This is a genomic window from Comamonas sp. FUJ_7, assembly GCF_057369555.1.
In genome coordinates this window covers 61,890-83,658 of sequence record NZ_JBXXZI010000001.1, presented here as the reverse complement: position 1 = coordinate 83,658, position 21,769 = coordinate 61,890, and the positions used below count along the sequence as shown (strand labels likewise).

The 21,769-nt window shown below is 59.1% G+C and carries 20 protein-coding genes and 2 tRNA genes; 12 read left to right on the top strand and 10 right to left on the bottom strand.

Annotated features, from left to right (window positions below; all coding sequences use genetic code 11):
- The first annotated feature begins 9 nt into the window (after positions 1-9).
- From AC2I9W_RS00415 to AC2I9W_RS00400, 4 genes are all read left to right on the top strand, one after another.
- Entirely contained in the window at positions 10-531 is a 522-nt protein-coding gene (locus AC2I9W_RS00415; protein ID WP_486408132.1) for a superoxide dismutase family protein, read from the top strand.
- 193 nt (positions 532-724) lie between these two features.
- Complete coding sequence (locus tag AC2I9W_RS00410) at positions 725-1,639, top strand: DNA ligase (protein WP_486408131.1); 915 nt, start codon at positions 725-727, stop codon at positions 1,637-1,639.
- A gap of 59 nt (positions 1,640-1,698) precedes the next feature.
- The gene (locus AC2I9W_RS00405) at positions 1,699-2,661 is read left to right on the top strand and encodes a hydroxymethylglutaryl-CoA lyase (protein WP_486408130.1); all 963 of its coding nucleotides are present in this window, start codon (positions 1,699-1,701) and stop codon (positions 2,659-2,661) included.
- Between the two features lie 51 nt (positions 2,662-2,712).
- Positions 2,713-3,918, top strand: coding sequence for a CaiB/BaiF CoA transferase family protein (locus AC2I9W_RS00400; protein ID WP_486408129.1), 1,206 nt, complete (start codon positions 2,713-2,715; stop codon positions 3,916-3,918).
- Between the two features lie 107 nt (positions 3,919-4,025).
- Here AC2I9W_RS00400 and AC2I9W_RS00395 read toward each other — a convergent pair whose 3' ends face one another.
- A complete protein-coding gene (locus AC2I9W_RS00395; protein ID WP_486408128.1) occupies positions 4,026-4,574 on the bottom strand; it encodes a VanZ family protein in 549 nt (182 codons plus the stop codon).
- Between the two features lie 30 nt (positions 4,575-4,604).
- Positions 4,605-7,193 (bottom strand): Orn/Lys/Arg family decarboxylase, encoded by a 2,589-nt coding sequence (locus AC2I9W_RS00390; protein WP_486408127.1) that lies wholly within the window; start codon positions 7,191-7,193, stop codon positions 4,605-4,607.
- A gap of 142 nt (positions 7,194-7,335) precedes the next feature.
- Here AC2I9W_RS00390 and AC2I9W_RS00385 point away from each other — a divergent pair, with 142 nt between their 5' ends.
- From AC2I9W_RS00385 to AC2I9W_RS00370, 4 genes are all read left to right on the top strand, one after another.
- Positions 7,336-7,761, top strand: a complete 426-nt coding sequence (locus tag AC2I9W_RS00385) for an NfeD family protein (protein ID WP_486408126.1) — start codon at positions 7,336-7,338, stop codon at positions 7,759-7,761.
- Between the two features lie 89 nt (positions 7,762-7,850).
- The gene (locus tag AC2I9W_RS00380) at positions 7,851-8,771 is read left to right on the top strand and encodes a stomatin-like protein (protein WP_158390988.1); all 921 of its coding nucleotides are present in this window, start codon (positions 7,851-7,853) and stop codon (positions 8,769-8,771) included.
- A 95-nt stretch (positions 8,772-8,866) separates the two neighbouring features.
- Positions 8,867-8,957 (top strand) — tRNA-Ser (locus AC2I9W_RS00375).
- Positions 8,958-9,026: 69 nt separating this feature from the next.
- Positions 9,027-9,117: transfer RNA gene (locus AC2I9W_RS00370), tRNA-Ser, on the top strand.
- A gap of 77 nt (positions 9,118-9,194) precedes the next feature.
- On the opposite strand, the gene AC2I9W_RS00365 is transcribed toward AC2I9W_RS00370, so the two are convergent.
- From AC2I9W_RS00365 to phaR, 3 genes are all read right to left on the bottom strand, one after another.
- A complete protein-coding gene (locus AC2I9W_RS00365) occupies positions 9,195-9,959 on the bottom strand; it encodes an SDR family oxidoreductase (protein ID WP_486408125.1) in 765 nt (254 codons plus the stop codon).
- A gap of 124 nt (positions 9,960-10,083) precedes the next feature.
- Positions 10,084-11,463 (bottom strand): DUF1329 domain-containing protein, encoded by a 1,380-nt coding sequence (locus AC2I9W_RS00360; RefSeq protein ID WP_486408124.1) that lies wholly within the window; start codon positions 11,461-11,463, stop codon positions 10,084-10,086.
- Positions 11,464-11,680: 217 nt separating this feature from the next.
- Positions 11,681-12,226: a polyhydroxyalkanoate synthesis repressor PhaR gene (gene phaR, locus AC2I9W_RS00355; protein WP_486408123.1), complete on the bottom strand. Its 546-nt coding sequence runs from the start codon at positions 12,224-12,226 to the stop codon at positions 11,681-11,683.
- Between the two features lie 257 nt (positions 12,227-12,483).
- Between phaR and AC2I9W_RS00350 the strand changes: the two genes are divergently transcribed.
- Entirely contained in the window at positions 12,484-12,957 is a 474-nt protein-coding gene (locus AC2I9W_RS00350) for a hypothetical protein (RefSeq protein ID WP_486408122.1), read from the top strand.
- Positions 12,958-13,014: 57 nt separating this feature from the next.
- Here the strand turns inward: AC2I9W_RS00350 and murB are convergent, their stop codons facing one another.
- Positions 13,015-14,112 (bottom strand): UDP-N-acetylmuramate dehydrogenase, encoded by a 1,098-nt coding sequence (murB, locus tag AC2I9W_RS00345; RefSeq protein ID WP_486408121.1) that lies wholly within the window; start codon positions 14,110-14,112, stop codon positions 13,015-13,017.
- Between the two features lie 103 nt (positions 14,113-14,215).
- Here murB and AC2I9W_RS00340 point away from each other — a divergent pair, with 103 nt between their 5' ends.
- The 3 genes from AC2I9W_RS00340 to AC2I9W_RS00330 all read left to right on the top strand — a co-directional run bounded on the left by AC2I9W_RS00340 (position 14,216) and on the right by AC2I9W_RS00330 (position 16,470).
- Entirely contained in the window at positions 14,216-14,701 is a 486-nt protein-coding gene (locus AC2I9W_RS00340; RefSeq protein ID WP_158390982.1) for a YajQ family cyclic di-GMP-binding protein, read from the top strand.
- Between the two features lie 123 nt (positions 14,702-14,824).
- Complete coding sequence (locus AC2I9W_RS00335; RefSeq protein WP_486408120.1) at positions 14,825-15,454, top strand: retropepsin-like aspartic protease family protein; 630 nt, start codon at positions 14,825-14,827, stop codon at positions 15,452-15,454.
- A 23-nt stretch (positions 15,455-15,477) separates the two neighbouring features.
- Positions 15,478-16,470, top strand: a complete 993-nt coding sequence (locus AC2I9W_RS00330) for an HD-GYP domain-containing protein (protein WP_486408119.1) — start codon at positions 15,478-15,480, stop codon at positions 16,468-16,470.
- A gap of 28 nt (positions 16,471-16,498) precedes the next feature.
- Here AC2I9W_RS00330 and AC2I9W_RS00325 read toward each other — a convergent pair whose 3' ends face one another.
- The 4 genes from AC2I9W_RS00325 to AC2I9W_RS00310 form a co-directional block, all read right to left on the bottom strand.
- Positions 16,499-18,235 (bottom strand): FAD-dependent oxidoreductase, encoded by a 1,737-nt coding sequence (locus AC2I9W_RS00325; RefSeq protein WP_486408118.1) that lies wholly within the window; start codon positions 18,233-18,235, stop codon positions 16,499-16,501.
- The gene (locus AC2I9W_RS00320) at positions 18,235-19,791 is read right to left on the bottom strand and encodes a polyamine aminopropyltransferase (RefSeq protein ID WP_486408117.1); all 1,557 of its coding nucleotides are present in this window, start codon (positions 19,789-19,791) and stop codon (positions 18,235-18,237) included. Before AC2I9W_RS00320 ends, AC2I9W_RS00325 begins: the two co-directional genes overlap by 1 nt.
- Positions 19,792-19,940: 149 nt before the next feature.
- The gene (locus tag AC2I9W_RS00315; RefSeq protein ID WP_486408116.1) at positions 19,941-20,159 is read right to left on the bottom strand and encodes a DUF350 domain-containing protein; all 219 of its coding nucleotides are present in this window, start codon (positions 20,157-20,159) and stop codon (positions 19,941-19,943) included.
- 51 nt (positions 20,160-20,210) lie between these two features.
- Positions 20,211-21,737, bottom strand: coding sequence for a DUF4178 domain-containing protein (locus AC2I9W_RS00310; RefSeq protein ID WP_486408115.1), 1,527 nt, complete (start codon positions 21,735-21,737; stop codon positions 20,211-20,213).
- Positions 21,738-21,769 lie beyond the last annotated feature (32 nt).

Below are 21,769 nucleotides of genomic sequence, written 5' to 3'. Positions count from 1 at the left end.
GGAGCTCTCATGCCATTGCGTTTTCTCATCCTGACCGCCTCCGCCGCTGCACTGACCGCCTGCAGTACCCCCGAACCCCATCCCGCACAGGCGATTGCCAAGCTGCAGGCCACTTCCGGCAGCCAGGTCAGCGGCGATGTGAAATTCACCCAGAAAAACGGCCAGCAGGTCGTCATCAATGCCGTGATTCACGGCCTCAAGCCCAATTCCGAGCATGGCTTTCACATCCATGACAAGGGCGACTGCGGCGACAACGGCAATGCCGCTGCTGGCCACTTCAACCCTCTGGGCAATCCACACGGCAAATATGATTCCACCCAGCACCACATGGGCGACTTGCCCAGCCTGAAGGCCGACTCCAACGGCGTAGCCACAGTCAACGTACAGTCACCTGACATCACGCTGCTGACCGGCGCCGGCAATATCATTGGCCGCGCCGTCATCGTCCACGCCCAGCCCGATGACTACACCACCCAGCCCACGGGCAATGCCGGTGCACGCATTGCATGCGCCGTGATCGAGCGCAACTAAGAGCCATCAGCGCAGCAGTCTCCTGCTTCGACAAAGCCGCTGCCTTCATGCAGCGGCTTTTTTATGCCAAAAAAGCCTTGAACCCTTACAGATAAAGCGCTGTCAGCTCCTGTTTTTACAAGCACCATGCCAGCGCATCGACAATCTCAGAGCCAGGCTCTAGCATGGACCAGCTCTTGAGCAGGAGACTGCCATGCCTCGATCTCAACAATGGTTTCTGCGTGCATGTGTTCGCTGCCTGATCTGCACCTTGCTCGGCCTGACTGTTGCAGCCCAGGGCCAGACCGCCATCCCTAGTTCAGCACAGCCACCGGCGCTGTTGTTGGCCCAAGTCTGGCGTAGCGGCCTGCCGCTGCAAGACTACTGGGTCAGCGAGAAGCTGGACGGCGTGCGGGGGTACTGGAATGGTCGCCAGCTCATCAGCCGTGGTGGGCAAGTGATTGCAGCACCTGCCTGGTTCATTGCCGGCTGGCCTGCAACCCCCATGGACGGCGAGCTATGGGCCGGGCGCGGCCGGTTCTCCCATGCCCAGTCCACCACGGCTCAAGTGGTGGCGAACGATGCCGCCTGGCGCCAAATGCAGTTCATGGTGTTCGATATGCCCGCCGCACCGGGCAGCTTCGATCAGCGCCTGCCGCTCTTGCAGCGCACCGTCAGCGCTATTGCACAGCCCTGGGTACAAGCCGTGGAGCAGCGCAAGCTCTCCAGCGAATCCGAACTGCAGCAGTGGCTGACCCACGTCGTGAAAAGCGGCGGAGAAGGCCTGATGCTGCACAAAGCCAGCGCGCCCTACCGCTCGGGCCGCAGCGATGACCTGCTCAAGCTCAAGCCCTTTGACGACGCCGAAGCCCAGGTCATTGGCTACAAGCCCGGACGCGGCCAATGGCAGGGAATGACCGGTGCTTTGCTGGTGCAGACTCCGGAGGGCAAACGGTTTGCACTGGGCTCGGGCCTGAACGCCGAGCAACGCCAGAATCCGCCACCGCTGGGCAGCTGGATCACCTATCGCTATCAGGGTCTGCATGAAAAAAGTGGACTGCCACGCTTTGCCCGCTTTCTGCGCGTGCGCAGCGAGCCGGGCTTTGCGCCCCGGCCAGACACTCCATAATCCAAAACTCATCGCTTGAGGCGCAACGCTGGCAAGCTTTTTACTCCGCCTTTTGCCTTATGAGTCACGACAGCCGCCACCTTCGCTTCACACCCCGCTTCGATGTTCTGATCAGCGAGGTGGGCCCACGCGACGGCCTGCAATCCGTGGCCGCCACCATGCCAAGCATTGATAAATGCGCCTGGATCGACGCCCTCATCGCCTCCGGCGTGCAGGAAATCGAAGTTGGCTCCTTTGTCTCGCCCAAGCTGTTGCCGCAGATGGCCGATACCACCCAGATCGTGCAGCACGCCACCACGCACCCTGGCGTCACCGTCATGGCACTGGTACCCAACCTCAAGGGCGCCGAGGCCGCCCTGCGCGCGGGCGTGCACAAGCTCACGATTCCCGTCTCCGCCAGCCGCGCCCACTCGCTGGCCAATGTGCGCAAGACGCCAGAGCAGATGCTGGAGGAAGTACGCGCCATCACCCGGCTGCGCGACGCCATGGCGCCACAGGTGCATGTGGAGGCCGGCATTTCCACCGCCTTTGGCTGCACCTTGCAGGGGCAGGTACCGGAAGACGAGGTGATGGCGCTGGCCGCAGGCTGTGCACAGGTCGGTGTCGATGAGGTGGGCCTGTCCGACACCACAGGCATGGCCAACCCGGCACAGGTCAAACGCCTGTTCACTCGCCTGCGCACCGAGCTGGGCAGCAAGGCCGGGGCCGCGCACATGCACAACACGCGTGGCCTGGGTCTGGCCAACTGCCTGGCCGCTTACGAGGCTGGTGTGCGCACCTTTGACGCTTCACAGGCGGGACTGGGTGGCTGCCCCTACGCTCCCGGTGCGTCCGGCAATGTGGTGACCGAGGACCTGGTCTTCATGTTCGAAGCCATGGGCGTGCGCACTGGCATTGACATTGAGCGATTGCTCGCTGCGCGAGAAACGCTGGCTGCTGCCCTGCCTGGCGAGCCGCTGTACGGCATGCTTGAGCCTGCTGGCCTGCCCCGAGGATTTGTCCCTCGGCGCTATGCGGACTGAGACGCTGCACGCAGGCCTTGCCTTTCCCTCATAAAAACAAACGAGATTCACATGCACTCTTTGAACGACGCCGACCAGGCCACGGCATTGCCCTATTCAGGCATACGCGTAGTGGAGTTCACGCACATGGTCATGGGCCCGAGCTGCGGACTGATGCTGGCCGACCTGGGCGCCGAGGTCATCAAGGTCGAGCCGATGGGCCATGGTCGCAACGGCGATGCCACACGCAAGCTGCTGGGTTCGGGTGCGGGATTTTTCCCGCTGTTCAATCGCAACAAGAAAAGCCTGACGCTGGATTTGCAGACGCCCGAAGGCAAGGAAGCCGCTCTCAAGCTGATTGCCACGGCCGATGTGGTGACCGAGAACTTCAAGCCCGGCACCATGAAAAAGCTGGGGCTGGACTACGACAGCCTCAAAGATCAATTTCCCCGCCTGATCTATGTAAGCCACAAAGGCTTTTTGCCCGGCCCCTACGACCACCGCACGGCGCTGGACGAGGTCGTTCAGATGATGGGGGGCCTGGCCTATATGACGGGCCGCCCCGGCGACCCGCTGCGCGCGGGCACTAGCGTCAACGACATCATGGGCGGCATGTTTGGTGCCATGGGTGCCATGGCAGCCCTGGCCCAGCGCGAGAAAACCGGCAAGGGCCAGGAGGTGCAAAGCGCGCTGTTCGAAAACAATGTGTTTTTGATCGCCCAGCACATGATGCAGTTTGCCGTGACCGGCCAGCCCGCCGCACCTATGCCGACGCGTATTTCGGCCTGGGCTATCTACGACGTATTCGAGGCCAAGGACGGCGAGCAAATCTTTTTAGCCGTGGTCAGCGACGGGGCCTGGCGCGAGTTCTGCCAGGCCTTTGAGCTGCAAACGCTGCATGAGGACCCGCGCCTTGCCAGCAACAACGACCGCGTGCAGGCCCGTGACTGGCTGATACCGCTGCTGCGCGAAAAAATGGCGACCTATAGCGCCACGCAGATTGCCAAGATCTTTGAGGACCGAGGCCTGCCGTTTGCACCCATTGTTCGCCCGCATGATCTGCTGGACGACCCCCACCTCAATGCCACGGGCGCACTCGCGCCCATCACCTTGCCCGATGGGCGGGGCAGCAAGACCGTGCTGCTGCCTTTGACGCTGAATGGCAAGCACCTTGAAGTGCGCCTCTCGCCCCCGAAGCTGGGCGAGCACAGCCTGGAGATTCTGACGGCGCTGGGCTATAGCCTTGAGCAAGCCCAGGCGCTGGCTCAAGGGCAATAAAGGCCTCAGACGCTGCCTGAATACTCACATGGCAGCGTCTGATCGCTATATAAAAAGAGCTTCTTGCGCTTGATATAAATAGATTTCAGATATTAATGAATCTGAATTCAAGTCAAACCATGCGCTAGCAGCTCTCTTTTTTGAAGAAACCAGCTCCGCACTCCCTGCCAGAACAGCACGGCCACACTGGCACCTAGCGTGTTGGCCAGCGCATCCAGCCACTCTGCACCGCGTGTACTGGTAAGAGCTGCCTGCAGTAGCTCAATCAGACCGCCATAGGCGGCACACAGCAGCACGACAAAAAGCGCATGACAGGCTGACCAGCTCAATGCCTTCTCTCGTGGCTGCGCCGCCATGCGCGCCATGCCGGTCCACCACAGCAGGCTTGCCAGCACGGCATGCAGGCCCGCATGCACCAGCTTGTCGGTATGGTCAAAGTCGTGCAAAAAAGGAAACAGCCGCAGGATCAAACCGCCGCTGCTGCCGCTTTCATTGAGGCAGCCCCACAGCACAAACAGCGCCCACAACAGACTCAAGGCGGCCATCACTCTCCAGACTAGACCCGCTTTCTCTCGGTGAAACAAGGCACTCATCGAAAACACCCACAGCTCAGACAGCAAAAAGCCCGAGACAGCAAGTGCCTCGGGCCGAATCATGCGCAGGCTGTTGCCTGCGATATGACGGGTTTACAGAGTACGACCAAAAGGCCCTGCATCACCGACTTGCACCGTGGCCTTGCCCTTTTTCGCAGGCTTGGCGGCCGTGCCGGTCACGCGCACATCCATATCGGCAGGGGTCTTTTTGACAGCCTTCTTCGCAGCGGGTTTGGCAACAGCCTTTGCAGCCGGCTTGGCCGCAGCCTTCACCGCGACTTTGGCCGCAGGCTTTGCCGCGGCCTTGGCAGCCACAGCTTTCTTGGCCGGGGCCTTTTTCGCTACAGGAGCCTTCTTGGCAGGCGCGGGCTTGGCCTTGGCTTCAGCTACGCAGTCTGCGTAGTAACGAATATTGCCGTGCTCGTCTTCCAGCTCCACCAGACCGTGGATATCGGTCTCGAAACCTGGGCACTCCTTGGCAAAGTCACGCGCAAACAGCAGGTAATCCACGATCTTCTTGTTGAAGACTTCGCCAGGAATCAACAGCGGAATGCCGGGCGGATAAGGCGTGACCAGACCCACGGTGGTGCGGCCGACCAGGTGGTCGATTTCCACGCGCTCGGTCTTGCGCTGCGCGATATGGGCGTAGGCATCCGAAGGCTTCATCGCCGGCGTCAGGTCGGACAGGTACATCTCGGTCGTCAGGCGCGCGATGTCGTACTTGGCATACAGCTCATGCACGTGCTGGCACAGGTCCTTCAAGCCCATGCGCTCGTAGCGACGGTGCTGCTGAACGAACTCGGGCAGGATGCGCGCCAACGGCTGGTTGCGGTCGTAGTCGTCCTTGAACTGCTGCAGCGCGGTCAGCATGGTGTTCCAGCGGCCCTTGGTGATGCCGATAGTGAACATGATGAAGAACGAGTACAGGCCCGTCTTTTCGACCACCACACCGTGCTCTGCCAGGTATTTGGTGACGATGGACGCGGGAATGCCGGTGTCGGCAAAGTCGCCGTCCAGATCCAGGCCGGGAGTGACGATGGTGGACTTGATCGGGTCCAGCATGTTGAAGCCGTCGGCCAGATCGCCAAAGCCGTGCCAGTTGTCGAACTCCTTGCCGCTCTTCTTGGCCTTGGTCTTGGTCGATGCATCCTTGCCGCGAATGATCCAGTCGTCCGCACGGCCAATGCCTTCTTCGGCCAGCGCCTCGGGGCCCCAGACTTCAAACCACCAGTCGTCGTCACCGAACTCGTCTTCCACCTTGCGCATGGCGCGGCGGAAGTTCAGCGCTTCAACAATCGACTCTTCCACCAGCGCGGTGCCGCCGGGCGGCTCCATCATGGCGGCGGCCACGTCGCAGCTGGCGATGATGCTGTACTGCGGGCTGGTCGAGGTGTGCATCAGATACGCCTCGTTAAACAGCGGATGGTCCAGCTTTTCGGTCTGGCTGTCCTGCACCAGCACATGCGATGCCTGACTGATACCGGCCAGCAGCTTGTGAATGGACTGGGTGGCGTACACCACCGAATGCTTGGGGCGTGCGCGCTTCTTGCCCATGGCGTGGTAGCTGCCATAGAAGGGGTGGAAGGCCGCGTGAGGCAGCCAGGCTTCGTCAAAGTGCAAGTTGGCCACATAGCCGTCCAGCATGCCCTTGATGGTTTCGGTGTTGTAGAGCACGCCATCGTAAGTGGACTGCGTCAGCGTCAGCACGCGGGGCTTCACCGCCTTGGCATCCACGCCCTTGAGCAGCGGGTTGGCGGCGATCTTGGCCTGTATGGATTCGACCGAGAACTCGCTTTGCGGGATGGGACCGATGATGCCGAAGTGGTTGCGCGTGGGCTTCAAAAACACCGGAATCGCACCCGTCATGATGATGGAGTGCAGGATGGACTTGTGGCAGTTGCGGTCCACCACCACCACGTCGCCCGGGGCCACGGTGTGGTGCCAGACGATCTTGTTGGAGGTGGATGTGCCGTTGGTCACGAAGTAGCAGTGGTCGGCATTGAAGATGCGCGCGGCATTGCGCTCGGACTCGCCAATGGCGCCGTTGTGGTCCAGCAGCTGACCCAGCTCTTCCACTGCATTGCACACGTCGGCGCGCAGCATGTTCTCGCCATAGAACTGGTGATACATCTGGCCCACGGGGCTCTTCAGGAACGCCACACCGCCCGAGTGACCGGGGCAGTGCCAGCTGTAGGAGCCATCTTCGGCATAGTCCAGCAGCGCCTTGAAAAATGGGGGCTGCACGCCTTCGAGGTAGCTCTTGGCTTCGCGGATGATGTGCTTGGCCACGAACTCGGGCGTATCCTCGAACATGTGAATGAAGCCGTGCAGCTCACGCAAGATGTCGTTGGGCAGGTGACGGCTGGTCTTGGTTTCGCCATAGATGTAGATGGGCACATCTTCATTCTTGCGACGCACTTCACCAATGAAGTCACGCAGGCTGTGAATGATGGGATCCTTGTCACCACCCAGCTGGAACTCTTCGTCGTCGATCGACAAGATGAAGGCGCTGGCGCGGCTTTGCTGCTGCGCAAACTGGCTCAGGTCGCCGTAGCTGGTAACGCCCAGCACTTCAAAGCCCTCTTCTTCAATGGCTTGAGCGAGGGCGCGAATGCCCAGACCCGAGGTATTCTCGGAACGATAGTCCTCGTCGATGATGACGATGGGAAAGCGAAACTTCATGGACAGCCTCCGTACCAATCAGGCCTGAAAAAACGAAACAGCCGCGAAGTGTAAGGAATATCCTTATTGCAGCTTTGAAACAGGCTGTTTTTAACCCAGAATGTGGTGCACTAAATACAGGCTATTCGACAGGAGTTCAGGTATGGATCATTCCACCGTCTGGTGGTTGCTGGCAGGTGGGCTTGTCATTGCAGAGCTGCTGACAGGCACGTTTTACCTCCTCATGCTGGCCCTTGGGGCCGTCGTCGGCGCCCTGAGCGCCCATCTGGGACAGGGCAGCACCACCCAGATCGTTTTCGCTGCAGCACTCAGCTCTGCGGCCGTCCTCATCTGCTACCTGCTGCGCAAGCGCAGTCCGGGCAAAGCCCCTGCAGCCAGCAACCGCGATGTCAATCTCGACGTTGGCGAAACCGTCTTCATCGAGCAATGGGCTTCCGACGGTACGGCCCAGGTTCGCTATCGCGGCGCATCCTGGACAGTCATGGGTCGCCCGGGCTCGCTGACACTTCCCGGCGCACACCGCGTCGCCGAGGTCATTGGCAACCGCTTGCTGGTCGACAAGATCTGATCATTACGCGGCTTTGGCACGACTGTGCCGAAGCCGATTCCTTTCATCCTCTTTTTTCATAGCTACGCCCCACGAGGGCTGGAGACAATATGGATTTCGCACTTCCTCTCGCCATTGCCATTGCTGCCGTCATTTTCATCGTGCGCTCGATCAAGGTCGTGCCGCAGCAGCACGCATGGGTCAAGGAGCGCCTGGGCAAGTACGCCGGCACCCTCACTCCCGGCCTGAACTTTCTGATCCCGTTCGTCGATCGTATTGCCTACAAGCACAGCCTGAAGGAAATTCCCCTGGACGTGCCCAGCCAGGTCTGCATCACACGCGACAACACTCAGCTGACCGTTGACGGTATCTTGTACTTTCAGGTCACGGACCCCATGCGCGCCAGCTACGGCTCGTCCAACTACATCATGGCCGTGACCCAGCTGGCGCAGACCTCGCTGCGCAGCGTGATCGGCAAGCTGGAGCTGGACAAGACCTTTGAAGAGCGCGACATGATCAATGCGCAGGTTGTCAACGCCATCGACGAAGCGGCACTGAACTGGGGCGTAAAGGTGCTGCGCTATGAGATCAAGGACTTGACACCGCCTGCTGAAATTCTGCGCGCCATGCAGGCCCAGATCACCGCAGAGCGTGAAAAGCGTGCCCTGATCGCCGCGTCCGAAGGCCGCCGCCAGGAGCAGATCAATATCGCCACCGGCGAGCGTGAAGCCTTTATTGCCCGCTCCGAAGGTGAAAAGCAGGCCGCCATCAACAAGGCCGAGGGTGAGGCTGCAGCCATCACCACCGTGGCCGAAGCGACAGGACAGGCGCTGGAGCGTGTGGCTACAGCCATTCGCCAACCCGGCGGCGAGCAGGCCGTGCAACTCAAGGTTGCCGAAAGCGCCGTGGAGGCCTACAGCAAGGTGGCTGCTGACTCCAACACCACCTTGGTGGTGCCGGCCAACATGACCGAAGTTTCCGGCTTGATCGCCTCGGCCATGAAGATGGTGCAAATTGGCAAGAACGCCTGAGCCAGGCTTCACTTCAGGAGAAAGTGCACAAAAGAACTTTTTGCACTTTCCTTTTAGAGCTGTAATTTCTGGTTAGAATAGCAGCTTCATCACACGGAGCGGTGGATGAGTGGTTTAAGTCGCACGCCTGGAAAGCGTGTGTGGGTTAATAGCCCACCGCGGGTTCGAATCCCGCCTGCTCCGCCAAGTTTCAAAAACCAAGTCAACCACACTTGGTTTTTTACTTCAGTACTGAAGTATTTTGGGTTATCGCGTGGAGCGGTGGATGAGTGGTTTAAGTCGCACGCCTGGAAAGCGTGTGTGGGTTAATAGCCCACCGCGGGTTCGAATCCCGCCTGCTCCGCCAAAGATAAAGGCCTTGAAGAAATTCAAGGCCTTTTTTCTTTCTGGCACAAGCCTGCACGCAGCAGGCCCCAAAAGCAATTACAGACCCATACCCAAAATAGAGTTATCTGCATGCAGCTCGCTGCCGCTCATGACACTGGACTCATCACTGGCCAGAAACAACACCAATTGTGCAATGCGCTCAGGCATATAAGCCCGCCCAGCACGGTTGCTCTTGGGGTCGTGTAAAACCATTTCCTTGCCAACACCCTTGGGCAGAGAAGCTTGCATCATCGGCGTGTAGATGCCATCTGGGTGAATCGAGTTCACACGAATCGCATAGCCCTGTTTGCGGCAGTTCAGCGCAGCAGCGCGCGTCAAGGCGGACACAGCCGCCTTGCTGGCGCTGTAGCCAGCGTACTGTTCTACGGGAAGCCAACTTGAAACCGATGCCATATTGATGATGGAGCCCCCCTTCTCCTTCATCGCCGCAATGCCTTGCTGGCAGCCGATAAACACAGACTCGGTATTGATCTTGAGCAGTCGACTGAAGTCCTCCACCCGACCGGTTTCCATATCGCCAGGCAAGAGAATGCCAGCATTGTTGACCAGCACGTTCAACACCCCAAAGCGCTGAGCGACTGCAGCCATCACAAGCTTCCAGTCGGCCTCGCTACTGACGTCATGACGCACAAACATTGCTCGCTCACCCAACTCCTGCGCCAGTTCCTGCCCAACCGCCTCATTGATGTCGCTGAATGCCACCTTGGCACCCTCGGTCAGCAGCAGCCTCACGACCTCCAGCCCAACACCACTGGCCCCGCCCGTCACCAACGCTACCTTGCCTTGCAAACGCTCGCTCATTTGTGTCTCCTTGAGATTTCTTCAGGCCTTGGACAGCCTTTTAAGCACCTACAAAAAAGGAGGCGCAAAGCGCCTCCTGCTCTGATGGCCAGGCTGCAGCAGCCTTTGCCACCCCTACATTTCATCAGTTACCTGCGTTGCGCGCCGCTTCAGGCGTAAACATGGAAGCATTCATATTGCCCTTGTTCAGCACCGGTCCTTGTGGACGCTCCTGGAACAGGTTGTAGGCCACATAGCCTCCCGAGTTCAGGTCGTGATAGAAGCTAGTGCCTGCATGCCAGATCTTGGCATCGAACGCATAGTAGTGGTTGACCAGCGCATGCAGCCACAGCTGACCGCGCACGTCGTAGTAATCACCCATCAAAGCTTGGCCAGTATCCTCATCCAAGAAGAGCACGCGCTTGCCGAACATGTGACGATAGCCATCCTTGAGCGAAGCTTCCAGCACCCAGACGCGACGCAGCTCATAGCGCATGTAGTCGGGGTTTGCATGACCCGTCTTCAGCAAGTCCGCATACTTCACCGTATTGGCGTGCACCTTGTAGGCATTGGCAGGCACATAGATTTCTTTTTTGCCCAGACTCTTCCAGTTGTAACGAATAGGCGAACCGTTAAAGAGACGGTCAGAATCAATGGTCAGCTTGCCGCCCGTACCTGCCAGGGGCTGGTCAAAACCGTATTCAGGGATTTGACGTACGCGGCGCGTACCAGGGTCATAGCTCCAGCCCAGACGCTTTTCCTTGCCGAACTCCACAGGCTCGGAAACCACGCTCACACCACCCTTTTCACGCTCAGGCAACCTGACCACATTGGCACCTTGAGACATGGGGCTGCTCAGCGGCTGCCCCACATTGGCAGGATCGTTGATCTGGCTGAACGCCTTGTTGTCGGCACGGCCCCAGACGATGCTTCCGTCGGCCAGTACATTGGCGTTGTCGCGCAGCGTGTGCTCTGTAAAAGCGCGTGATGGCAGCAGGTTGTTGAATGCCAGCTCCAGCCCACTTTTTGGAATCGGGAATGGCAATGCCCCCTTGACTGCCCCACTAGTACCCAATCCATCCGCATTCAAGACAGCGTTTTCTGCATTCTTCTTGGCTGCAGCGCACACAGCATCGCTAAAGCGAAAGTCACGATGGCCCTGATACACAGGGATGCGGTAGGTCTTGGGATAGCGAGCGAACATGGCTTTTTGCCCTTCTGTCAGTCGCTCGGCGTATTGACTCAAATTTTCCGCTGTAATCGTAAACAACGGCTTCTCCGCAGCATAGGGATCCACAGGATGCTGACCCGAATGTGGCGTGTACTGAATACCGGGAGGTGTTCCCAGCCATTTACCCGTGAACTCAGGCACTCCACTGGCAGTACCTGCTTTTTCTCCTCCCGTGCAAGTCAGCGACTTGCCAAGCTTTGCCACCTCTTCGGGCGTCGCCTTTGCCCATACCGAACCCACCAACACCGTCGCAGCACAGGCCACCAGCACACGTGACCCCATTCCTACCGTCATCCTCAGTCTCCTTTGACACATCTGCGATGCACCTTTTCTGTCGAACATTCACATCCTCTGCGGCTTTTTTCATCAAAACTCTTGCAGGGACGAAACCATTGTTCGACCACCTCATTCGCTCAACATCGTCAAAGAAGACTAGATGCCTCTGTTGTCCACAGCCAGCATGAAAAACGGGCCCTCAGGCCCGCTTGAAAAACATGAATGATCTCTGTGCCTAGCGCTTGATACCAAACACCCCCAGCATTTGCTCGGTCTGCTTTTGCATCTGCTCCTGCATTTGGGTGAGCATGCTTTGAGACTGCTCCATGTACCCCCCCATCATGCTCTGCATGGCCTGAGGCTGCATATTCATGAACTGCTTCCAGGCATCCGGGCTCAAACCCTGCGAGCTGCCTGCAAGCTTGCTCTGGAAGTCCGTGAACATCTGCACATTTTTTTCAATGTAGGCTCCCATAAAGCCCTGCATCGCATGCCCGTAGAAACGAATGATGTTGGCCAGCATGGCCTCCGAGAACATGGGTGCCCCACCTGCCTCTTCCTCCAGAATAATTTGCAGCAAGATCGCTCGGGTCAAATCTTCATTGGTCTTGGCATCACGGATCAGCAGCGGCTCACTCTCCATGACCAGTTGCTTGACCTCGGCCAGAGTGATGTATGAAGAGGTCTTCGTATCGTACAGACGTCGATTGGGGTACTTCTTGATGATGCGCTGATTGCTGGCCTGACCTTCACCAGCTTTGCCCTCTTTGTTTTCTTGCATTGCAAGTCCTTTATCTTGGGGGCCTGCCCCGTCATCCGTTGAGCTATTGCAGTGCAACAGATTTTAGGCAGTGCGTGAGAGCCATCGTCGGGCAGTAACCCTGACAAGGCGCTATATCTCTTCCCGCACCACAGCCCGAGGTCCTAACACTTGCTTTGACTCTTTGCCACTTCTTCACAAAACAAGCTCTTGTCTCTCATAAAAATGCTTGCAGAAGGTTTACAGTGTCCTTCGTTGTTAGACGAAAGGCTCAACACGTGACTTCCCTCAAAACAAGCAAAGCTCTTTGCCTGAGCGTTCTGCTGGCCTCTGCCGGCTTCATGGCCACCGCACAGGCCCAAACGGACGCCCCAGCAGCCGATGCCACAGCAGAAACGACCTCTCAAACAGCCCCTGCCAATGTGGACGCCGCCGCCGCGGATGCCGCACTGCGCACACGCCTGCAGGCTGTAGTGACCGCCATAGATGGCAAGTCCAAGCTGGCCGCCAACAATTTCAACGAAGAGTTTCTCAAAAACTCCCCCATCGATGCCGTGCAGAAAGCGCTGGACTCCGTACGCACCGGCGTTGGCAGCTGCCAGCCCGTAGGCCGCATGCAGACCTCCACCCCTCTGGCTGCCAGCGTTTTGCTCAATTGCACCAAAGGCTTTGTCCCCATGGAGCTGGCCATAGAGCCCAAGGCACCCTACCGCATTTCAGGCATTTTATTGCGTCCAGCCTTCTGGAAATAAGCGCCTAACGCTATCAAAAATGGAGTCTTCAAGCTCCATTTTTGCTTTCAACCTTGCTCAGATGACAACCGGCTCGGGTTCCAGCCGAATTCCAAAGCGCTCATAGACACTGGTCTGAATGGCCTTGGCAAGCGTCATCACCTCGCCCCCCGTCACACTGCCATCCGCGCTGTGGCGGTCACCGCGATTGACCAGTACCAGCGCCTGCTTGTCATAGACGCCGGCCCGGCCCATAGTCTTGCCCTTCCAGCCACAGGCATCAATCAGCCAGCCTGCAGCCAGTTTGATGGAGCCGTCATCCATGGGGTAGTGAACAATCTTGGGCTCACGGGCAATGATGTCCGCACACTGCTCAAGCGTCACCGCCGGGTTCTTGAAGAAGCTGCCCGCATTGCCAATGACCTCAGGGTCTGGCAATTTCGCGCTGCGAATCTCACATACCCATTCAAAAATTTGCTGCGCTGTAGGTTGATCGATGCCTTTTTCGGCCTGCTTGCGCTGCAGGTCCAGATAGCCCAGATCAGGCTTCCAGCTCTTGGGCAGTGCCAGGCGCACATGGGTAATCACCGCACGTCCTTTGAGCCCCAGGCCACGCGGCATGGCTGCAGAGCCTGTCACCGGCCAGTATTTGGGCTGAGCAGGCGCATGCTTGAACACCGAGTCTCGGTAGCCAAACGCACATTGCGCAGCGTTAAGACTGAACTGCTCGCCGGTGACCAGGTCCACGGCATCAAGAGAGTCAAAGCGATCCTGCAACTCCAGTCCATAAGCACCAATGTTCTGCACTGGAGCAGCACCCACCGTGCCCGGTATCAGCGCCATATTCTCCAGCCCCGTGTACCCTTGGGACAGGGTCCAGGCCACCATGTCATGCCAGCGCTCACCGGCACCAATCTCGACAATCCAATGCTTGTCAGTCTCACGCAGCAGCCGCATGCCCATGATTTCCATCTTGAGCACGACAGGGGCCACGTCGCCGGTCAGCACGACATTGCTGCCGCCACCCAGCACGAACACCGGCTGGCGCCCCCATAGCGGATCAGCCAGAAACTGGCGAATATCGTCCTGGCTACGGATACGCACCAGTGTTTCAGCACGCGCAGCAATGCCAAAGGTGTTGCAATGCTGCAGGGGTACATTTTTCTCGACTAACATCCTTGCAATTGTCGCACTGCGCCTGAGGCCCTGCTGGGAAATACCAGATGACGGCCAGACGCACTGCAGCCGTTTACTGCTCTGATATTGATAGGAATAAAACATGCCTTCTTTTGACACTGTTTGCGAAGCCGATTTCGTCGAAGTGAAGAACGCCGTCGACAACGCTACCAAGGAAATTGGCACCCGCTTCGACTTCAAGGGTACCTCGGCTGCCGTGGAGCTCAAGGACAAGGAAATCACCATGTTTGGCGATGCCGAGTTCCAGCTGCAGCAAGTCGAAGACCTGCTGCGCAACAAGCTGACCAAGCGCAATGTGGACGTGCGTTTCCTGGACATCCAAAAGGCTCAGAAAATTGGTGGCGACAAGGTCAAGCAAGTCATCAAGGTCAAGAACGGCATCGAGTCCGAGCTGGCCAAGAAGATCCAGAAAATGATGAAGGAAAGCAAGCTCAAGGTGCAGGCCGCCATTCAGGAAGACAAGGTTCGCATCACCGGAGCCAAGCGTGACGACCTGCAAGCCGCAATGGCCCTGATCCGCAAGGACCTGGCAGAGCATCCTCTGTCCTTCAATAACTTCCGCGACTAAATGCAGCGCCTCCTGAGCCGCGCCTGCGGCTTCTCCTCTTGCACAACGCAGGAGAAGGGCAACGCATACCAAGAAGCCCTGCTACCCTTGTGCGCGACTGCACGCCTGGGTCGCACCGGATTCATGTTGGCACTTACATTGGCTGCCAGCGGAGCCTGGGCGCAGTCTGTGGCGTTGAGTGGCGTGCTCGGCAACAAAGCCTTGCTGGTCATTGATGGAAGCGCCCCCAAGGCGCTTGCGGTCAACGAAAGCCACAAGGAGGTGCGCCTGCTGCAGGTCAGCGGTGACTCCGCGATGGTGGAGATCAAGGGGCAAAGGCAAACTTTGCGCCTGGGCGAGGCCCCAGTCAGCGTCGGCAGCCGCGGCGGGGCCAACGGCACGGCTCGCTCAGACCAGCTCGTGCTGATAGCCGATGCGCGCGGCCATTTTGTCAATCGCGGCTACATCAACGGCAAGACCATGCAGTACATGGTAGACACCGGTGCCAGCACCATTGCGATTGGACGCGCAGACGCTGATCGCATGGGCTTGGCCTACCAGCAAGGCACTCCGGTTCTGATGCGCACCGCCAATGGCACGGCCCAGGGCTGGCGACTCAAGCTCAGCAGCGTCAAGATCGGGGAGATGGAGGTCTACGACATAGAAGCCGTGGTCGCCCCCGAGTCCATGCCTTATGTGCTGCTGGGCAACAATCTGCTGACCCAGTTTCAGATGACCCGCAAGGGCAACGAAATGGTGCTGAAGAAAAACTAAGTCCTCCTGGCGTCACTTCCCCAATGCATGCACGCTACGACGATCCTTACGAAGACCTGCTGGGCCTTTGGTCCGACCTGGAGTCGGCACTTGCCGTCTTGCTGACCCAGCCGCTGCACATCCCCGGCTTTACCGTCAAGCTGGAGCAGCTGGACCGCTGGCTGCAAGATCTCATCACCCAGGACAGCGATGCAGCCTTGTATCTGATGTTTCAGCGCGCCAGCTCCACCACGGTGGGCTACAGTCCCTCTCACGCGCTGATCTGCGCCTGTCTCTGCCACATTCTGGCCAAAGCCTTGCACCTTCCCCAAGGGGAGCGCAATACGCTGATTCAGGCCGCATTGACCATGAACATTGGCATGACCACGCTGCAAAACCAGCTGGCCGAACAGCGCACTCCGCTTAGCAGCCAGCAGGCACATGCCGTCAAGCAACACCCTATGGACGGGCGTCTGACACTGGAGCGCTTGCTCGTGCGCGATCCACTGTGGCTTGATACCGTTCAATACCACCATGCCGTGCTGCCGCCAGCTCCGCTGAGCCAGCTTCAGCCTTTGGAGCGGCTGGTTAGGATTCTGGGCACCGTGGACCGCTATGCCGCGCTAATCAGTCCACGCAAGACCCGTAGCGGCCGCTCTGCCACCGAATCCCTGCAGGTCCTGCAACAGGACGGCCAATACGCCGATGAAGTCAAACAGGCCTTGATTGATGTGGTGGGTCTTTACCCTCCTGGTACCTATGTTCAGTTGGACAACGGTGAAGTCGCTGTAGTGTTGCGCCGTGGTCGAAGCCTAGATGAGCCGCAGATTGCCAGCGTCATCGACCGGGATGGAGACAGCCTCTACCCGCCTATCTGGCACCTGGACGGGCGCAGGCCCGCCATCACTTCCGCGCTGGCGCGCTCGTCACTGACACTGGACCTCGATTTGCGCTCCATGGCTCAGCTGGGCATGCACAGCGCACGCGGCAACGCCGAGCTATATCGCGTCGTCAAGCTGCCAGGCAGCCGCCATTAATGCTCTTGACGGCTTTTTTCAAGCCAAACTACCCGCCCAAGCCAGCAGCAGCGATCAGACCGGCATGGTGCCCCCGCGTGAAGGCCTCCTCCAATACCGAATAGCCCGCCCAGTCCGAATGCGCGAAGCTCAGGCGCGTTGTTGCCGGCGTAGGCAATGCACTGAAACGCTCCCCATTCGATAGCTGCTTGCGCTTTACCTGATTGAATTTGAGGCCAATTTCACTCAAAACTTTCTGATCTCCGGGGCGCGGGATCGCCATGGCGTGACCATAGCGGCTAATCTCCATGCGTGTCGCCCGCCGCTGCAAATCAGGATGTGGCTCGCTCAGCGTCTTCACAATCCGGTCACGCCAAAAGGCAAAGGGCTGCTCCAGCAAATGCCTGCGGCCATCGCCCCAATCGCCCAAAGCCTGGTAGTAACTGAGCACCGTAGGCTGGCGACTGACTCGATCCAGCCGCTGATTGCCTGCATCCACATAGCCCAAGCCACCGACATTGCCATCGCTATACATCACATTGTCCCAAGCGGGCTCTGCACCAGGATAGTCCGCCAGCGGCTGATCAAGATGAATATTGGCCACCAGCCAGGGCGCCCAGTCCAGCCGCGTCGCCACCATCCTCAGAAAATCAGGGGCGTTGCGCACCACACGCGCAGCCACAAAAGTAGGCAGTGCCACCACGCAATGCCCAGCCAGCCAGCGCTCAAGCTGCTGGCGGCCATTGTGCCAGGTATCGACCTGCACGCCGCCCGCATCTTCCGTGATGGCGAGCACGCTGCAGTCTGTCTGCAGATGTGTGGCCTTCAACCTTGCCACCAACTGCTGGCTCAGCCAGCCATTTCCTTGAGGCCAGGTCAGCACCTGCTCGCCCTCGTCAGCACTGTCATGCTCAAGCTGCAGGCGCGGTGCATGAAAGCCGTGGCGACTGGCGAAATAATGAATACCCGCCCATGCGGACACCCTGCCCAGCCCGGCACCGAAATCATCGCGGCAACTGTAGTCCAGATACCAGAGCAGGCACTCGTCATCCAGCCCCTGAGCCGCCAGCCAGTGGTCAAAGCGCTGGGCATCCAGTTCGGCATGAGAGGGGGGGAGCTGCCCTGCTCGCTGCCAGACTCGAATCGATGGCATGGCAAAGCGCGCAGCACCCATCGCCGCTCCAACCAGCTTTTCAAACAAGGCATATTGATCCAGCGTGCGCTGGCTTACTCCCTGTACGGGCAGCAAGCCCTCATGCCAGTTGCCTTGCCAGTACAGTCGCTCTTGCGGGCTATGGCACAGATAGCGCTCGTCATAACGCCAACGACCAGCCACACGCTGGCGCACACCCAGCTCTTCCAGCCAGTCCTGCACCTCGCAGGCATCGTCTCCGGGCACAGGCAGGTAGTGCGCGCCCAACGGGCAGGCAATGCCTTTGATCTGCCCGCCTTGGCTGTTGCCACCCATGGCAGCCTGGGTATCCAGCAAGGCGGCGCCTTGCACGCCCGCCAGCTCCAGCGCACGCGCTGCCGCCAGTCCGGCCATACCGCCTCCCGCTACCACCACAGGCGCACGATGTTCTACAGCAGGCGCAGGCAGCGCAAGCCCCTGGGCCAGACGCTGCCAAAAGGGGCGCAGACTATGACCGCGCTCCAGCGCCACACCCGTAAAGCCACCGGGCAGGTCCTCCAGCAGAGGCTCTGCAGGCTTGCAGCCCGACAGCCCCAGCGCTGCAGCACCGGCCCATTGCAAGGACTGACGGCGATTGATGACTGGCCCTGCCATCAATGCTCCACCTTGCCCCATTCGCGCTCATAGGTGTTGACCAGCACCTGATTGGACAGGCGGTTCACCTCGGTGGGCACGCGCGCCATGTCGACAGGGAAGTCAAACATCTGCCGCAACGTGGGCAGTGTCAAAAAGCGCATGCCTTCTGGCAGTGTCTCTGGCTCGCGCCAAGGACGGTGGCTGGCCAGCACAAAGCCCCATTCACCAAAGCTGGGCACATGCGCGTGATAGGGCTTGGTTGTCAGTCCGATCGACTCCACGGTCTGCACCACGGTCCAGAAGCTCTGGCGTGCAATCAGTGGCGAGGTGGTCTGGATCACGGCATAGCCACTGGCCGCAAGTCGCTTGTCCAGCAGCGAATAAAAGCTGTTGGTGAACAGCTTGCCAATGGCGAAATTGGTGGGATCAGGAAAGTCCACCACGATCACATCAAACATCTCGGCTGTTTCCTGCAGCCAGCGAAAAGCATCGGTATTGACGATGCTCACGCGCGGGTCGTTGAGCGCATTGCCATTGAGCGCCGTCATCATGGCATTGCTGCGGAACAGATCTGTCATGGCTGGGTCCAGCTCCACCAGGGTCACCGCTTGCACGCTAGCGTACTTGAGCACCTCACGCACTGCCATGCCATCACCACCGCCCAGAACCGCTATCTTCTTGGGAGCACCATGCGCCGCCATGGCGGGGTGAACCAGCGCTTCGTGATAGCGGTACTCATCGCTCTGAGCAAACTGCAGATTGCCGTTCAGGTACAGACGTGCGCCCTGCCTTCCCTGCGTGACCACAATGCGCTGATAGGGCGAGCTGCTGCTCAGCACAATGCGGTCCTGATAAAAATGGTCATCCGCCAGCTTGGTGAGCTGATCCGCCCCCACAATGCCGCCGCCCAGCGCCAACAACACCAGCGCACAGGCCCAGGCATGTGCGCGCAGATTGCGCAGCTCATGCTTGAACAACACCAGAGCCCACACGGCAATCGCCGCATTCATGAAGCCAAACAGCAGTCCCGTTCGCACCAGCCCCAGCTTGGGCACCAGCACAATCGGGAAGGCCAGCGACACGGCCAGCGCACCCAGATAGTCAAAGGTCAGCACCTTGGAGACCAGGTCCTTGAGTGAGGCATTGCGCTTTAAGATGCGCATGACCAGCGGGATCTCCAGCCCCACCAACATGCCCACCACCATCACCATGCCGTAGAGCAAAAAGCGAAAAGCGCCCGGTGCATAGGCATTGGCCAGAAACAGCACGGCCGGCAAGGCACCGCCAACCAGCGCCACCATCAGCTCCACCCGCAGAAAATGCGCGGGCAGCTGATCTTCGAAATACCGCGACAGCCACGAGCCAATGCCCATGGCAAACAAATAGGTGCCGATGATGGTGGAGAACTGCAGCACCGAATCACCGAGCAGATAGGACGCCAATGCCCCCGCAGCCAGCTCGTAAAGCAAACCGCAGGCTGCAATCACAAACACACTGGCCAGCAGCGCCACATCAATAGGCCGCGGCCCCTGCTCCTGAGGAGCGCCGCTCTGCTCTGGCTGCGTCGAAGTCATCAAATCGCCTTAATTTTCTAGAGATAGCAGCCGCCCAAACTGGCACACACCAGCAAAAAAGACAGCAAGCAAGGGCCGCTCCGCAGCGATGCTGTTATCCCCTCCGCGAAGCACAGAGGGGGAAGCGGCAAAGCCGCTCAGGGAGAGCCTCAGTGAATCGCCGCAGCGACGATGATGGAGATGCCCAGACACATGGCGGCCACCACCATGGCCAGCGCCTTGTTGTGCTTTTCGACAATCTCGGCCCACATGTCCACGGGCGTGATCTTGTCGATGATGATGAAGCACAGCCAGAACACCACCACACCCACCAGAGCGTAGAGGATGGAGCCGAAGAAGCTTTGTGCACTGAACCAGTCAAAATTCATGATGTCTCTCCTGTAATGAGATAAAGGGCAGGCGGCCTAGCGGCGCAACGCCTACTTATGGCTGCCGCCCGAGGTGTAACCACCATAAGAGCCACTACTGGAGCGGGTATAGCTGCAGTTGGGGTCGGTGCGTGGGTCGCAGTCAGGACTGGAGACGCAGGCACGCAAAAACGGAAAAATGAACAGCAGAGCAAACAGCCAGAACACAATCGTGCCCCAGCTGAAGCCGCTGCCCGACAGGGGGCTGACCTGCGAGCGGTCCTTGAGCTTGCTCACGCCAAAAGCCTGGGCAATGGTTTCTGCCGACACGCTCTGGCCATGGCTCCAGGTAGTTTCCTGGTTGGCCGTCTCCAACGCCAGCGTGGACTTCTTGCCCGCGTTCACATAGTCCACATTGCTGGACTTGGCCCCCTTGAACACCGGCCAGTAAAACTCGCCTTCGGCATAGTCTGTCTCGGCCAGATACGCATAGTCGCGCTGGTACTTGCGCTGCAGATAGGTAGCCGTCGCTCCGCTCTTGCTGAGCTTGGGTGCGCCGTTGACAACCCTCGTCGTACTCCAGCCATCTTCCGAGTCAACGATGAACGAAAAACCCGCCTTCTTGTTGTAGAGCAGGTATTCATCCCAGGTAAAGCTGTCGTCCTCGTCTTCACCCAGCCCTCGCCCACTGCGGCGCTGAAAGCCCACGACCTGCCACTTCAGGCCATCAAGCATTCCTTCGCTGCCCAGAGCAATGGCTGGCTTGATCTTGCGGCGCTGCTCGGCATAACTCAGCTCACCGCCCATGCCCTTGGACATGTCGATCAGACTGCCGCAGCTGGGGCAGCTCAAGGCCTTGGTGGTGTCAAAACGCACCGGCACCACGGCACCGCAGTTGGGGCAGTTGAAGTGGCGCCCTTGCGTGCTTTTCTTGGCGCTGCTGCGCAAGCCCTGCATCTGCAAAGCGTCCAGCGCCACTGCAGCCCCCAGGCTGAACGCAGGTTTTTTGCCGCTGAAGTCGATGGAGAGAATCTGATCTTTGTCGCTGCGCAGCTCTACCAGCTTGAATGCTTTCCCTTGCTCCGGTAACTTAGGCAACTCGCCCTGGGCAGACATCAGCTGGGCATCCTGAACACTGGTAACTGTGAAGGACTCTTCCCCTGCCTTGACCTCTCGGCCCATGCGCCATTCGCGGGCCTGAAACTCCGTCACATTCCAGCCCGGTGGCTGCCAGTTGACAGCAAAGACAAAGCTGCCGTTGTCCTCACTCAGCCAGGCCAACTCACCACCGCTGAGCGCAGCCACCCACTCCAGCCAACTGCCCGCCTTGCTTTTGTATTGCGCACGCCCCACCAGGGTGAAAGGCTCGGGCTTGCCACTGCGCTTGACCATGCCCGAGGCACCCAATTGCAATGGGCTGTAGTCTTCGAAGACCTCGGCCATGGAGCCGATGCGCTTGAGCGTTTCTCCATCACGCACCACGGTGCTGCGGCAGAACTCACAGACAGCAAAGCTGGACTGCGCACTGGCGAAATGAACCGGCGCGCCACAACCAGGACAGGGCGCGCTGTAATCGCGCTGCGATGGGCTGGATGCCATATTTCTTGCTATCCAATAAAGAGCTGCACACG